This window comes from Sorangium sp. So ce834 (assembly GCF_051521425.1).
GTDB classification, from domain to species: domain Bacteria; phylum Myxococcota_A; class Polyangia; order Polyangiales; family Polyangiaceae; genus Sorangium; species Sorangium cellulosum_D.
Genome location: NZ_CP150351.1, coordinates 2225415 through 2238798 on the forward strand (window position 1 = coordinate 2225415; position 13384 = coordinate 2238798).

Consider the following 13384-nt stretch of genomic DNA (forward strand, 5'->3'; position numbering starts at 1 on the left):
TGGGCGCCTCCGTCCGGGGCGACGTGGGCCTGCCGCCCCATCTGGTGGTAACCTGGCGCCATGTCGGATCTCCCCATCTCTGTGCGGCCGCTCGAGGCCGCGGAGCTCGACGCCTTCGTCGAGCTCGTGGCCTGTTCGTACGCGGAGCAGCGCGCGAGCGCCGTGGACGCGCGGACCGAGGACGAGCAGCGCAACGCGCGCTCGCAGATCGAGGCGTTCCTGCCGCAGGGGCTCGCCACCCCCGACCACCACATCTATGCGGTGCTGGAGGGCAGCGCCGTGGTCGGCCACGTCTGGATCGGCATGACCAGCGCGGACGGGTTTCGCAGCGCGTTCCTCTACGACATCCACCTGCGCGAGGACGCCCGCGGCCGGGGGATCGGGCGCCGGGTCATGGCCCTCGCCGAGGAGATCGCCCGCGGCCTGGGCGCGCGGGACATCGAGCTGCACGTGTTCGCGCAGAACGCGCGGGCGCGGGGGCTCTACGACTCGCTCGGCTACCGGATCACGAGCGTCAGCATGAGAAAGCGCCTCGGCTGAACGGCGCCCGCCCTCCTCGCGCCTGCATCGACCGTGATCGTGAGCTCGCGGGGGGCCGCTCAGGCTGCCCGCGCCGAGTCGGCGGCGCCGCTTCAAGCGAACCGCAGCGCGAGCATCCCGATCAGGTTGATGCCCGCGTGCGCCACGACGCACGGCCAGACGTTGTCCCGTCGCACCGCGAGCGCCCCGAGCGCCAGGCCGATGGCGAAGGTCTGCACGACGCCGAGCGTGGATTGATAGAAGTGGCCGATCGCGAACAGGGCGGACGTCAGCACGACGGCGCCGGCGGCGGCGGCGGGGTCGTGGGGGTTCCGGGACAGGGCGGCGCGCAGGCGCGAGATGAAGAAGCCGCGGAAGACCAGCTCTTCGTACGTGCCGGTGAAGAGCGAGAGGGGGAGGATGAGCGCCGGCGGAAGCTCGGAGAAGCCGCTGAGCGCGGCGGTTTTCTCGGCGGCGAGCCGCTCCGGGGAGACGCCCGCTGCCAGCGCATAGACGGCCGTTCCCGCGCCGGCGAGCAGGTAGCTGGCGATCAGCCCGAGCACGCCCCAGCCGAGGACGGCGGTCGGCGCCTCGCGCCGGAAGCCGAGCGTGGTCCAGCGCTCCCGGAACACGGCGAGCATGACGGCGATGCTGCCGAGCAAGATGCCGCCGCCGGCGGCGACGCCCTGGGCGATGTCGCGCGGTGAGAGGCTTCGCCCGGCGGGGCGCGCCGCCTGGCCGAGCGCGAGGAGCGCCAGCAGGATGGCGGCGACGACGAGGGCTTGCAGCGCTGCCCTGGCGCGGCGGGTGGGGGCGGACATGGCGCGAGTCGGGCGAGCCCGGCGCGAGCTAAGGCGCCGGTGAGCCGCCCTCCATGAACAGCGCCTCCATGTTGTTGCCGTCCGGGTCGAGCACGAACGCCGCGTAATAGCCGGGCCGATACCCTTGCGCGGTATCGCGCAGCCCAGGCCGGCCGTTGTCGGTGCCGCCCGACCTCAACGCCGCCGCGTGAAAGGCATCGACCTCCGCTCGGCTGCGCGCCGCGAAGGCCGTATGGTTCCGCGTGCTGTGGGGGTGAAACCGGTCGATCCAGAACGCCGGATAGTCGACGCCGTAACCCACGGCATCGGCGCCGGTGCCTTCCGGCAGCTGCATGACCCGACGGTAGCCGAGGGCGCCGAGCGCGGCGTCGTAGAACGCTGCCGAACGGGCGACGTCGGAGACGCCGATTCCGGTGTGGTGGATGATCATGGTGTGCTCCTCGGTGCTTAACCCCTCGCGACGCGCTTCGTCAATCCCCGGGCTATCACGCGCGTGGAGCGCCACGGGGGCGGCAAGAGGGAGCGTCGACGCGCCCACGCGTCCGCGCGCCGCGGAGGCGATCGACCCAGGGGGACAGCGCTCAGCGCGCTGGCCCTCGTCCGTTGTCGATCCAGCTGGAGAGCTCCTTCCGCGGCTCCGCTTCGAGGTCGAGCAGCTCCCTCAACCTCGACTCGAAGGACACGGGCGGCCGCCCGAGGACCGCCCCCAGGAGCGGATCCACGCTGGACGCCTCGCCCGCCTCCAGCGCCGGATACGTCGACGCCCAGAACCTCGCGACATCTCCGTTCGCGCTGTTCCGCCGCACGAACTCGTCTCGGCTCACCAGCGAGAAGCGTATCTCGCGGCCGAGGATGGACGAGATGAGCGCGGTCGTCTGCTCCAGCGTGTACGCCTTTGGCCCGACGAGGGCTATCGTCTCATCGTCGTATCCGCCGCCTGCGATGATTTTCGCCGTCGCCTCTCCGAGGTCGTCCCGCGCAGCCCAGGCGACCCCCCCGTCGCCCGGCACGACCACCTCGTCGTGTCCGGCGCCGAAGAACCCGAGGAAGACAGGGAAGCTCTCCATGTACACGCCTTCTCGGAGGATCGTGTAGGTGATCCCGCGCGCTCTCAGGTAGGCCTCCGTGTCGAGGTGCGCTCTCATCACGGCAGCCTTGCTCTCTCGCCCGAAGGCGAGAGAGGTGTAATAGATGTGCCTCACCCCCGCCTTCACCGCTGCGTCGATCGCGCTCTTGTGCGACGCGACCCGCAGGTCGTCGGAGAAGGACGGATGAGAGACGATCAGCAGCTTGTCTCCACCTCGAAACGCGTCTTCCAGGGATCTGGGGTCGGTATAGTCTCCCGACCTCACCTGCACGCCCGCCTTCTCGATCTCTGCGCGAGCCAGGCGGTTGTGCAAGGAGACGATGATCTCCGAGGGTGGGACCAGCTTGAGGATGTGCTTGAGGACGGAGGAGCCGAGGTGCCCTGTGGCGCCGGTGAGGATGATCATGGCGGGAGTCTTGGTCGCGCCCGGGGGTGGGGCGAGGGCGAGAGCTGCGCTTCTCTTGCCAGATCCTGCGATCCGGCGCGCTACGGCTTCCGGAAGCGCTCCGCGTAGTCGCCCGGCGCGGCGCCGAAGCGGCGCTTGAAGTCGCGGGTGAAGTGCGAGGCGCTCTCGTACCCGGCGCGCTGCGCCGCTTCGCTCGCGCGCAGGCCAGAGAGCAGGAGGGCGCGCGCGTGCTGGAGGCGCAGCTGCTTCAGGTAGCGCATCGGAGAGACGCGGGCGACGGCGCGGAATCGATGCGCGAAATGCGACGGGCTCATGGCGACGTGCCGCGCCACCTCCTCCACGGACAGCGGCCGCTCGACGTTCGCGCGAAGGAAGCCCATCGCCGCCTGGATCTTGTCCGCGTCGCGGTCGCGCCCCACGGCGCCTCGAACCATCGCGGCGGCCTCCGAGCGGAGCAGGCGAAAGACGAGCTCCTCGAACGCCAGGGGGGCGACGATCCGGCGCTCCACCGGGTCGCGGATCGCGCGGAGCAGCCGGACGACGGCGTCCTCGATCGGCGCGTCGAGGTCCGAGACGACGGCGGGCGCCGCCTCGGCCGCGGGCTCGGCGCTCGCGTCGGCCAGCGCGAGCAGCACCCTGGCGATCGCGTCCGGCGGAATCTCGAGGCTCATGGCGAGGTACGGAGAGGCGCTGTCGACCTCCGTGATCGCCTCTTCGAAGGCCGCGTCCCTCGCCACGACCGCATAGCGCGAGGCGTCGTACTCGAGCTCGATCTCGTCGAACCGCGCGGTCGTCCTGCCTTGGCCGACCACGGTGAGCGCCGGACCGAGGGCATGCAGGATCCGACAGGTCGTCGGGCGCGACACACGGACGAATTTCAGGCCGGGAAATGCCGCGTCCGTGCATCCTTCCGCTTCCGCGTGGCAGGCGATGAGCGCCGAGCGCTCGCCGGCTGGCTCTGCGCGATGGAACCCTGGGGCCTGCGGGCCGACGGGCCCGTGCCGGAGCCGAGCGTTGGATCTTCGCAGCATGCTGCCAGCGTACCCCGCGCCGCGCAGCTCACCAGGGCGCTACGCCCGCCCCCTCGCCGCCGCCGCCGTCGCATACGGCGGCTCGCGCCCGGCGCGCACGGCGGCGAGGTCGCCCCGCATCGTCCGCGCGTCGGGGTACCGCTCCTGCTTCAGGAAGGCGAGGGCGCGGTCCACCACGGCGCACAGGCCGGGCGGCGCCGTGGGGGCGTGCTGCGCGAGCGGCGGCGCCTTCTCGGTGGCCACGGCGATGAGCAGGCGCGCCTCGTCCAGGTTGCCGTGGATCGTGCGCCCCGCGAGCAGGCGGAACATCGTCGCGCCGAGGCCGAACAGGTCGGTCCGGCCGTCGATCTCGCGGATGAGGCCCAGGGCCTGCTCGGGCGCCATGTAATCGTCGGTGCCGATCGACACGCCGGTGCTCGTCTTCGTCATCTCGGGCACGCCCGCGACGTCCTCGAGCAGCGGGTCGAGCACGCGCGCGAGACCGAAATCGAGCACCCGCACGCGCCCGTCGTTGCCGATGTGCAGGTTCTCGGGCTTGAGATCGCGGTGAACGATGCCGTGCTCGTGCGCCACGATCAGCACGTCGAGGACCCGCTCGGCGAGCGCGATCACCTGGCCGACGGGGAGCGTCCCGTGCCGGACCATGCGGTCGAACACGGTCTCTCCCTCGAGCATCTCCATGGCCATGTAGACCAGGCCGTCGTCGGTGGCGCCGGACTCCAGCACCTGGGGGAGCCCCTCGCAGAGCGGCGCCACGGCGGCCAGCGCGTTCCCGATCGGCCCCTCGCGCAGGAACCGCTTGCGCACCTCGTCGATGCTGGCGAGCTCGGCGTGCAGGACCTTGACCGCCGCCACGCACCCGTCGGCGCGGCGGCCGAAGAAGACGCTCGCCATGCCGCCGACCCCAAGGACGCGCTCCACCGCCCACGGGCCGATCCGCGTGCCGACGCGCTGCTCTGCCAGCTCCTCTTCGGTCAACATGGGGCGATGGTATCACCAGCGCCGCCCCGCGGGGCCATGCGCACCCTCCCGCCTGCCCATCGCCCCCTCGCGGGCGCGCTCGCGCTCGGCCCGGCCCTGCTCGATCGCGCCCGCGCGTCGCCGGCGGCGCCGTGGCTCGCCGCGAGCCTCGTCGACGGCCCCGCCGTGGTGCTCGGGGCGCTGCAGCGCGCCGCGCGCGTGGTCGACCTCGCGGCCTGCGCGGCGCGCGGCGTGCCGGTCGTGCGGCGCGCCACGACCGGCACCGCCGCCTTCCTCGGCGGGCGCGGCGTCGTCTGGACCCTGGCGTTGCCGCACGTGGCCGCGCTCGCGCCCGACGCCACGGCCCGGACGCTCCTCAACCGCAACGTGCGCGGCTTCCTCAAGGGCTTCGCCCGCGCCGGCGCGCCCGCGCACTACGGCGGGCGCGAGTGGATCGCGCTGCAGCACCGCCCCGCCGCGCTGCTCGGCGTCGAGGCCGCGCGCGACGGCGCGGTCCTCATCGAGGTCTTCGCCGGCCAGGACGCGCCGCTCGCGGTCCCCGCGGAGCTCGCGGCGCCCGACGAGCGCGCCGTCGACCGCTGGCTGGGCAAGGCGCCGGCGGCGCTGTCCGAGGTCCTCCCGGCGCGGAGCTCGCTCGAGGCGCTCGCGCAGGCCGTGGTCGAGGCGGTCGCGCTCCGCGCGGCGCTCCCGCGGGTCGACGGCGGCGAGGCGCCGGAGCTCGCCGAAGGGCCCTTCCAGCCGATCACCGCGCCCGACGACCCGGCGCCGCCGGGCGCCGGCGCCGCCGTGGTCGCGCGCGTGCCCATCGGCTGGATCGAGGCCGCGGCGCTCGGCGGGGCGCCGGCGCGCGCGTGGCTCGGCGGCGACGTCCTCACGGGGCGCTGGCTCCTGGAGGATCTCGGCCGCGGCGAGGCCGCTGCGCCCCCGGACGCCGGGACCGCGCCGCTCGAGGGGGCGAGCCTCGCCGACCTCCGCGCGCTCGCGCAGCGCGCGCTCTCGGCGGGAGCAGCTGTTCGCGATCATCGAGGATCTGGGGGGCACGGAGGCAGCTCATGACGAGGCGAGTCACACGGGATCTCTTCAACACGGCGGCCGCGGTCGGGCTCGCCATGACGGCGGCCGGTTGCGGAGGCGGAGGCGGGACACCGGCCGGGAGCGGCGGCGCTCACGGCGAGAACGGCGGCACCGGAGCCGCGGCGGGGACCGGAGCCGCGGCGGGGACCGGAGCCGCCGCGGGGACCGGAGGAGCCGGCGCCGGGAGCGGGGGAGCGCCGGGCGGAGATCCCTATCCGACGGAGAATGTCGGCCCGGCGACCCGCGGAGGAACGATGACGTTCCAGAACATCGGCGCGCCCGGCTACTGGGGTCGCCGCATCGAGGCGGAGCCGGGCGACCCGCGCTGCGACGTCGAGTCGGCGACGCTCAACTTCTCCTGGGGCGACGAGTTCTGCTGCCGTACGCGCCACGAGGTCACGAGCGCGTCGCTCTCGCCCTTCAACGAGCAGATGACCCTCATCTTGCGAGGGCCGCTCCGCGTCAAGCAGCTCGCCGTCTACCAGCCCGGAGGCGCCGGCGATCGCTGGGTGCGCCGCTCGTTCTGGGATCGCCGCGCCCCACAGGCGCTCGCGGATCTCAAGCTCACCGGGCCGGACGGCGCGGGCGCGTTCACCGGCGATCTGGGCAATGCATGCCACTGGTATGCGATGCGCGACGCGCCTTTCCCCTGCGGGCCGGGCAGCGATCCATACTGCCCCTCCGGCGGGCCCGACGTGAGCTACCACGGCTGGGAGGGCGCGAAGCTCGTGGCGCTGCTCGCGTCGATGCCCTACGCGGACGATCCGGCGCTCGCGCCGCTCAGCTGCGCCGACGGCCCGAGCGACGGCTGGACCGACGCGCCGTGGGTCGGGTTCTCGGCGTCGGAGCTGATGCGCGACGGCTGGGGCAAGTATCACCCGTGCCATTGCTATGCGAACACCGACCCCGGCGTGGGGGACGGCTGCGGGGAGATCAACGTCTTCGAGACGGTGTCCGAGGCCGAAGGGCTCGAGTACGGCAACCGGGATATCCTCAGCACCGGGCTCCGCTCGTACCAGGTCGGCCACCTGGGCGGGAGCGTCTGCGGCAAGCAGCGCTGCGACGTCGCGTCGTTCCCGGACACCGCAGATCTGCTGGACGCCTGCGGACAGGCCGCGCTCGACGCCGGCGCCGTCCTCGACGCCGAGGACCCGGGCGGCGGCTGCCCGGTGTGGCGGCGCCCCCTCGACGATCGGTTCTTCTTCATCCTGCTCGACGAGGCGAAGCGCACAATCCAGGTGGGCATCGTGCACCCCGCGGCCATCCCGGCGAGCGCCTCGGAGATCTTCCCCGGCTTGCCGGAAGAGGTGAGTCAGACGTCGATGGATCGGCTCGCCGCGCTGCGCCTCCCCGAGCGCTGAGGCCCGCGCGGGCGCACGAGCGCGGGCCGGCGGGGGATGTCGCGAATCCCTCGCCGGGCCGCGCCGGCCCGGAGAAAGCACGGGATGTCCGTCGGGGCGTCGCCGGCCTCAAACCGGCGACTGGCACGGCGCCAGGTGGCTCGCCAGGAGCCCCTGCAGGGCGCCGGCCGTGCCCCCGGCGAGGAGCCCGGCCAGCGCAGGGCGGGGGCGCGGATCCGGCTCGGGGACGTACCGCCCGGCGTCGAGGCGATAGCGAGCGCGGGGACCCCGGGCGACGAGATCGGCAATCGCGCCGAGGAATCGATCGATGTCCGCGATGCTGGTGCCGACACCGAAGCTCACCCGCACCGCGCCGGGCACCGCCGCGCCGCCCGGCGCCTCGGGCGCGCGCGCCCCGGCGAGCGCGCTCATGAGCGGGTGCGCGCAGAACGAGCCGTCGCGGACGCCGATGCCGTGCTCGGCGCTCAGCGCGGCGGCGACCACGCCGGGGTGGAAGCCCCGCACCTGGAACGTCACGACGCCGATACGCGGGCTCGCGGGGCCCCACATCTCGAGCCGCTCGACCCCCGGCACGGCGCCGAGCCCGCGCGTGACGCGGTCGAGCAGGCCGGCCTCGTGCGCCGCCACGGCGGGCATGCCGACCTCGGCGAGCGCGCGGCACGCCGCGGCCAGCGACACCGCGCCGACGACGTTGGGCGTGCCGGCCTCGTGGCGGGGCGCGCCGCTCGCCCATTCGACCCCGTCGAGCGTGACGCGCCGGACGGCGCCCCCGCCGGCGAGGTACGGGCGCGCGGCGTCGAGCCAGTCCCCGCGGCCCACGAGCACGCCGCCGCCGAAGGGGGCATAGAGCTTGTGCCCGGACAGCGCGAGGTAGTCGGCCCCGATCGCCGCCATCTCGATCGCGCGGTGGGGCGCGAGCTGGGCCGCATCCACGGAGAGCCGCGCCCCGCGGCGGTGGGCGACCGCGGCGAGCTCCGAGAGCGGCCACAGCTCCCCCGTGACATTGCTGGCCCCCGTCACGGCGAGCAGCCGGTGGCGCGAGGGCGCGCCGCGCAGGGCGTCGTCGGCCCGCGCGATCGCCTCGTCCGCGCTCGCCGGCACCGGGAGGACCACGGAGCGGCCGCGCCGCCAGGGCAGCTGGTTCGCGTGGTGCTCCGAGGCGAAGGTCACCACCGTCGTGTCCTCGGGCAGCGCGGCGGCGAGCAGGTTGAGCGCGTCGGTCGTGTTCCTCGTGAACACCACCGTGTCGTCGACGCGCGCTCCGACGAAGTCGCCCACCGCCTGGCGGGCGGCGGCGTAGAGCTCGGTCGTGACCGTGGACGCGAACCCCGCGCCGCGATGCACGCTGCTGTACCAGGGGAGCAGCGCCGCGACCGCATCGAGCACCGAGCGGAGGCACGGGGCGCTCGCCGCGTAATCGAGGTTCACGTAGCCCACCTGCTCGCCCGTGACGAGCGGCACGGACAGGTCCGCGCCGACGACGGGCAAAGGGAGAGCGCCGGCGGCCAGCGGCGACGGCGCGGCCGCATCAGGACGCGAGTCCACGACGTAAGCGATCGACATATCACCTCACGAGTCCAGGGAGACTCCGGGCGACCAGAGTCCGCGCTTGCCTGCCGCTCATGCGGCCGGCCAGGTCTTCACCCGGGACACCCCACCGCGGTTCGGAGGGTTGTCGGCCAGCGAGCCGGGGCTACGCGCTGGCGCTCATGACCTGCCGAGACAGTACCCCGATGGCCGCCATGTGGCAAGGGCCTGCGCGACATCGCAGCGGTCCGCTCGAGCGCGGGCCGGCCGCGGGCGCCGGTACGGCGATTGCATTGTGATTTTCCGGGAGACGGCGAAATCCACATCGCTGCTCCTGAACAGACCCTCACGGCCGATGTCGCCGCGTGAGGCAGACGCCCCGGCGCGCCCCGCGCCCGGAGCGCTTCGCGAGAGAAGCCATGAAGAACACCACTCCCCTCGTCGGTCTCCTCCTCCTCTGCGCCTCCTGCAGCCCGAACGAAAAGCTCGCTCCGATCGGCGCCGGCGGCGCCGCGCCGGGCGACGCGGGCGCGGTGCCGGACGCCTCCGGGGGCGGCGCCGAGGGCGATCCCTTCGCCCAGCTCCCGAAGATCGCGCCGACGGCGACCGGGCGGCGCGGGGCGGCGGCGACGGTCGATCTCCGCGGCACGCTGGCCGCCATCGAGGTCCTGAAGCGAGGCGGCAACGCCGTCGACGCCGCGGTCGCCGCGGCGGGCGTGCTGGGCGTGACCGATCCGTTCTCCTGCGGCATCGGCGGCGGCGGCTTCATGCTCATCTACCTCGCCGACGGGGACGAGGTGATCGCCCTCGATCACCGCGAGACGGCGCCGTCGCGGCTCGAGGCGCGGCTCTATTACGAAGGCGGCGCCCCGGTGCCGTTCGACGAGCTCGTCACCAGCGGCCTCTCGGTCGGCGTGCCCGGCACCGTGCGGGGCTGGAGCGACGCGCTCCGCCGTTATGGCACCCTCGGGCTCGGGGACGTGCTCCAGCGGGCCATCCAGGTCGCGGAAGCGGGGTTCGACGTCGACGAGACCTTCTTCGAGCAGACCGGGCGCAACCTCTCGCGCTTCCAGGCGATCACGAGCACGAAGGCGCTCTTCCTCGGGCCCGACGCAAAGCCGTGGCCCGTCGGCGCCCTCTTCAAGAACCCGGATCTCGCCGCCACCTACCGCCTCATCGCCGAGGGCGGCGAGAAGGCCTTCTATGAAGGACAGGTCGCCGCGGCCATCGTCGCCGCGGTGAAAGAGCCTCCGGTCGAGCCCGGGAGCGCGCTCGACGTCCGCGCCGGGGTGCTGGAGCTCTCCGACCTCCGGGACTACGAGACCCGCGTCCGCCCGGCGCTCTCGACCACGTACCGGGATTACGCCATCTACGGCGTCGGCCTCCCGAGCAGCGGCGGGATCGCGGTCGCGGAGGCGCTCGACCTGCTCGAGGGCTACGACATGGCGCCCCTCACGCCGGTCGAGGTGCTCCACCGCTACCTCGGCGCCTCGCGGCTCGCCTTCGCCGATCGCGGCGCCTTCCTCGGCGATCCGGAGTTCGTGGACGCCCCCGTGAAGGGGCTGCTCTCGAAGGACTACGCCGATGCACGGCGCGCCCAGATCGACCTCGCGGCGGCGCCCTCCGCCGCGGCGGAGCCGGGCGACCCCTACGCGTTCCAGAGCGATCCGAGCCCCGCGCCGGGCCGCGCCCGGAAGGCGGAGGGCGGGAGCGCTGGCCCGAAGGACGCGGGCGACAACGAGACGACCCACATCACCGTCAGCGACGCCGCCGGCAACATCGTGTCGTATACGTGCACCATCGAGTACGAGGGCGGCAATGGAATCGTGGTCCCCGGCTACGGCTTCTTGCTGAACAACGAGCTCACGGACTTCACCATCCCGCCCGACCCGAGCGCGCCGCACCCCAACGTGGCCGAGCCGGGCAAGCGCCCGCGCAGCAGCATGAGCCCGACGATCGTCCTCAAGGACGGCAAGCCCGCGCTCGCGCTCGGCTCTCCGGGCGGGTCCACGATCATCACCACGGTGCTGCAGATCCTCGTCAATCACATCGACCTCGGCCTGCCCATCGACGAGGCGCTCGCGGCGCCGCGACTCTCGCAGCGCAACTCCGGCGACGGATCGACCGACGCGGAGACGGCGTTCCTGAGCGCCCCCGAGGCCGAGGGGCTCGCGTCCCTGGGCCACGCCCTCTCCGACGCGGCCACGCTGGGCGGCGAGATCGGCGCGGCCACGGCCCTCCGCTTCCACGGCGACGGCACCGTGACCGCGGTCGCCGAGCCGGTCCGACGTCACGGCGGGAGCGCGATGGTCGAGCAGCCGCGGTAGGCGCGGCGCGCGCCCGTCGGCGCGGGGAGCCCGGGCCAGCGGCCGCGCCGCGCGCGACGAGGGAGGGTGAGCTCACCGCGCCGGCGGCCAGGCGCCGATCTGCGCGAGCGCCGTGAACCAGTCTTCGAGGTGCCACGTCCGCGCGATCCGGCCGTTCTGCAGCGCGTGGAAATCGTGGCACGCGACGCTGATCTCCTTCCCGGTCGGCGCCACCCCCATGAAGGTGCCGCGGTGGGTCCCCGTGAGGAGCGACCGCACCGCGACCCGGCCCGGCTCCTGGAGGATGTCCAGCACCGCGATGTGCACGTCGGGGAAGGCCTCGAAGAAGGCGCGCAGGATGGGCTTGACGCTCTCCGGGCCCCGGCCGTGACCGGGGGGCAGCGGGATATCCTCCCAGTCCTGGGTCACCGCCTCGTCGATGAGCTCAGGACGTCGCTCGCTGAACGCTCGGTAGAACGTCAGCACAACCTCGCGCTCGGCCTCGGCGGCCGACGCCGCGGCGCTGGCAGGAGCAATCGGATCGACGGCAACAACGTTCACCATGCTGGCCCCTTCTTTCCCGTGTGGGTCGGCGGATCTCGTCCCCGACAGCAAGACCGTGCCGGCTGGCAATGCGCACGCCAGCGGTCGCCCCGCCCTCCTGCCAGCGCGCTGCCCGGCGGCGTGCCCGATCGAGGCGCACGTCCAGCCGTCGTGATAGCAGCAATCGGACGGGGGCCGTCGCCGGGACCGGCTGCTGACGCAGCAGCAGACAATCAGTAGGAGTGTTGCTGCAGCAGCAGTCAGTCGGCTTAACACGATTTAACGAAATTCATTTACACCTGCATGTCCGTCGTCATCTCGCGGCATCGCGGCCCGAGGAGCTGGCACGAAGGGCGGATCACGAATCGGCGCGGGAAGAGAGAGGCCATCCAGCTCCGCGGCACGTTCCTTGTTTGCTGTGAGCGAGCTGAGCGAAGGCGTCGGCGTCCTCGGTCGCCCGGGTGAGCGTCATCGGCTGGCCACCCCGCGGCGGATTGCTCGCCATAGCAGGTTTTCGGCGCCGCGTTCTCCGGCGCGGTTTCAACACATCGGATTCGAGGGCGGAGCTCTATGAAGGCGCAGATCATCGATGTCGTCAGCTTCATGCCGGAGCGCAGGGTCGTGAACGAGCCGCCCGACGGGAGCTCGCAGGACGCCCTGGCGGACAACGCGTTCTTCAGCGGAGTTCACGAGCGGCGGTTCGCGTCGCCGGATTACCTGTCCGAGGACCTCGGCGTGCGCGCCGTCCAGCGGCTCCTGGAGAAGACCGGCGTCCGGCCGGAGACGATCGATCTCATCGTGTGCTCGTGCATCTTCTCGGACACGTTCTGGCCGGGCATCGGCCCTGCGATCCAGCACCGCGTGGGCGCGAAGCAGGCGACGATCCTCAACATCGACACGAGCTGCTCCTCGTTCCTGTCCGGGCTCAACGCGGCCCGCGCGTTCATCGAGTCCGGGCAATACAAGCGGATCGTCGTGGTGACGGTGACGAACTTCATCTCTCGGCTGCCCGAGTTCCAGAAGTCCCGCCGGTCGTCCGTGCTCGGCGACGGCGCGTCGGCGACGCTCGTCATGCCGGGCGAGGCGTCGATCATGGCGCGGTACGAGCGCTCCCACGGCGAGTACTACGGCCTGTTCCGGTTCGAGCCCGACTTCGTCGACGGGCAGTTCAAGAACTACTGGGAGCGCGGCTGCGGCCCGATCACGGTCAACTTCTCGAAGGACATGGTCGACGCGATCCGGGCGAACGCGCTGCAGCTCGTGCCCGACGCCGTGAAGCGGTGCCTCGCAGAGGCCCGGCTGTCGCCGAGCGACGTCAACCTCCTGATCACGCACCAGCCGAACGACACCTTCCTCAAGGAGTGGCGCGCCCGGATCGGGATCCTCCCGCCGCGCACGCACGACACCCTGGCGCGCTACGGCAACCTGTTCCAGGGCTCGATCCCGGTCACGCTGGCCGACGCGCTCGAGACCGGCCGCGTCCGCCGCGGCGACATCATCGCGCTCGGGACGTTCTCGAACGGCGGCGATTTCGTGAGCTCCATGGTGCTGCGCTGGCACTAGCGGCGAAAGGTCACCCGTGTCCGAAGCTCGTGTGCTGGCTCGATGTTCATCGCTGAGGGCTCATCGCAGGAAATTGCGGCGACTCAAGGGTTTGTAGGCCGCGCGTGGCGCGACGCCGCCCGTCCGCGATCCCGCCCGCTCGCCGGCGGCGGGCCCGGGGGCGCG

Annotated in this window: 12 protein-coding genes and 1 riboswitch; of the genes, 5 read left to right on the forward strand and 7 right to left on the reverse strand. The window is 73.0% G+C overall.

Features of this window, described 5'->3' with window-relative positions:
- Positions 1 to 60: 60 nt before the first annotated feature.
- Positions 61 to 540 carry an N-acetyltransferase family protein gene (locus WMF20_RS08060; RefSeq protein WP_437612096.1) on the forward strand — a complete coding sequence of 160 codons (480 nt, stop codon included), beginning with the start codon at positions 61 to 63 and terminating at the stop codon, positions 538 to 540.
- A 92-nt stretch (positions 541 to 632) separates the two neighbouring features.
- Here the strand turns inward: WMF20_RS08060 and WMF20_RS08065 are convergent, their stop codons facing one another.
- The 5 genes from WMF20_RS08065 to WMF20_RS08085 all read right to left on the reverse strand — a co-directional run bounded on the left by WMF20_RS08065 (position 633) and on the right by WMF20_RS08085 (position 4845).
- Complete coding sequence (locus tag WMF20_RS08065) at positions 633 to 1340, reverse strand: CPBP family intramembrane glutamic endopeptidase (protein ID WP_437612098.1); 708 nt, start codon at positions 1338 to 1340, stop codon at positions 633 to 635.
- Between the two features lie 28 nt (positions 1341 to 1368).
- Positions 1369 to 1767, reverse strand: a complete 399-nt coding sequence (locus WMF20_RS08070) for a VOC family protein (RefSeq protein ID WP_437617091.1) — start codon at positions 1765 to 1767, stop codon at positions 1369 to 1371.
- Between the two features lie 154 nt (positions 1768 to 1921).
- Positions 1922 to 2833: an SDR family oxidoreductase gene (locus WMF20_RS08075; RefSeq protein ID WP_437612100.1), complete on the reverse strand. Its 912-nt coding sequence runs from the start codon at positions 2831 to 2833 to the stop codon at positions 1922 to 1924.
- Between the two features lie 80 nt (positions 2834 to 2913).
- Positions 2914 to 3864 (reverse strand): AraC family transcriptional regulator N-terminal domain-containing protein, encoded by a 951-nt coding sequence (locus WMF20_RS08080; protein WP_437612102.1) that lies wholly within the window; start codon positions 3862 to 3864, stop codon positions 2914 to 2916.
- 39 nt (positions 3865 to 3903) lie between these two features.
- Positions 3904 to 4845 (reverse strand): serine/threonine-protein kinase, encoded by a 942-nt coding sequence (locus WMF20_RS08085; RefSeq protein WP_437612104.1) that lies wholly within the window; start codon positions 4843 to 4845, stop codon positions 3904 to 3906.
- A gap of 36 nt (positions 4846 to 4881) precedes the next feature.
- Between WMF20_RS08085 and WMF20_RS08090 the strand changes: the two genes are divergently transcribed.
- Positions 4882 to 5901 carry a lipoyl protein ligase domain-containing protein gene (locus WMF20_RS08090; protein ID WP_437612106.1) on the forward strand — a complete coding sequence of 340 codons (1020 nt, stop codon included), beginning with the start codon at positions 4882 to 4884 and terminating at the stop codon, positions 5899 to 5901.
- The gene (locus WMF20_RS08095; RefSeq protein WP_437612108.1) at positions 5898 to 7280 is read left to right on the forward strand and encodes a DUF2403 domain-containing lipoprotein; all 1383 of its coding nucleotides are present in this window, start codon (positions 5898 to 5900) and stop codon (positions 7278 to 7280) included. The genes WMF20_RS08090 and WMF20_RS08095 overlap by 4 nt, the downstream gene beginning before the upstream one ends.
- Positions 7281 to 7388: 108 nt before the next feature.
- Here WMF20_RS08095 and WMF20_RS08100 read toward each other — a convergent pair whose 3' ends face one another.
- On the reverse strand, positions 7389 to 8843 hold the full coding sequence (locus WMF20_RS08100) for an aminotransferase class V-fold PLP-dependent enzyme (protein ID WP_437612110.1): 1455 nt from the start codon (positions 8841 to 8843) through the stop codon (positions 7389 to 7391).
- Between the two features lie 37 nt (positions 8844 to 8880).
- A riboswitch (SAM riboswitch) is annotated at positions 8881 to 8995 on the reverse strand.
- A 231-nt stretch (positions 8996 to 9226) separates the two neighbouring features.
- Here WMF20_RS08100 and ggt point away from each other — a divergent pair.
- Entirely contained in the window at positions 9227 to 11134 is a 1908-nt protein-coding gene (gene ggt, locus WMF20_RS08105; protein ID WP_437612112.1) for a gamma-glutamyltransferase, read from the forward strand.
- Between the two features lie 72 nt (positions 11135 to 11206).
- Here ggt and WMF20_RS08110 read toward each other — a convergent pair whose 3' ends face one another.
- Positions 11207 to 11677, reverse strand: a complete 471-nt coding sequence (locus tag WMF20_RS08110) for an ester cyclase (protein ID WP_129573806.1) — start codon at positions 11675 to 11677, stop codon at positions 11207 to 11209.
- A 549-nt stretch (positions 11678 to 12226) separates the two neighbouring features.
- Between WMF20_RS08110 and WMF20_RS08115 the strand changes: the two genes are divergently transcribed.
- Positions 12227 to 13219: a 3-oxoacyl-ACP synthase III family protein gene (locus WMF20_RS08115; RefSeq protein WP_129573807.1), complete on the forward strand. Its 993-nt coding sequence runs from the start codon at positions 12227 to 12229 to the stop codon at positions 13217 to 13219.
- Positions 13220 to 13384 lie beyond the last annotated feature (165 nt).

What these genes read in the sequence shown, in the direction of transcription:
- WMF20_RS08060 (WP_437612096.1), top strand. Translation starts at nt 61, where the DNA reads ATGTCGGATCTCCCCATCTCTGTGCGGCCGCTCGAGGCCGCGGAGCTC.
- WMF20_RS08065 (WP_437612098.1), bottom strand. Translation starts at nt 1,340, where the DNA reads ATGTCCGCCCCCACCCGCCGCGCCAGGGCAGCGCTGCAAGCCCTCGTC.
- WMF20_RS08075 (WP_437612100.1), bottom strand. Translation starts at nt 2,833, where the DNA reads ATGATCATCCTCACCGGCGCCACAGGGCACCTCGGCTCCTCCGTCCTC.
- WMF20_RS08080 (WP_437612102.1), bottom strand. Translation starts at nt 3,864, where the DNA reads ATGCTGCGAAGATCCAACGCTCGGCTCCGGCACGGGCCCGTCGGCCCG.
- WMF20_RS08085 (WP_437612104.1), bottom strand. Translation starts at nt 4,845, where the DNA reads ATGTTGACCGAAGAGGAGCTGGCAGAGCAGCGCGTCGGCACGCGGATC.
- WMF20_RS08090 (WP_437612106.1), top strand. Translation starts at nt 4,882, where the DNA reads ATGCGCACCCTCCCGCCTGCCCATCGCCCCCTCGCGGGCGCGCTCGCG.
- WMF20_RS08095 (WP_437612108.1), top strand. Translation starts at nt 5,898, where the DNA reads ATGACGAGGCGAGTCACACGGGATCTCTTCAACACGGCGGCCGCGGTC.
- WMF20_RS08100 (WP_437612110.1), bottom strand. Translation starts at nt 8,843, where the DNA reads ATGTCGATCGCTTACGTCGTGGACTCGCGTCCTGATGCGGCCGCGCCG.
- ggt (WP_437612112.1), top strand. Translation starts at nt 9,227, where the DNA reads ATGAAGAACACCACTCCCCTCGTCGGTCTCCTCCTCCTCTGCGCCTCC.
- WMF20_RS08110 (WP_129573806.1), bottom strand. Translation starts at nt 11,677, where the DNA reads ATGGTGAACGTTGTTGCCGTCGATCCGATTGCTCCTGCCAGCGCCGCG.
- WMF20_RS08115 (WP_129573807.1), top strand. Translation starts at nt 12,227, where the DNA reads ATGAAGGCGCAGATCATCGATGTCGTCAGCTTCATGCCGGAGCGCAGG.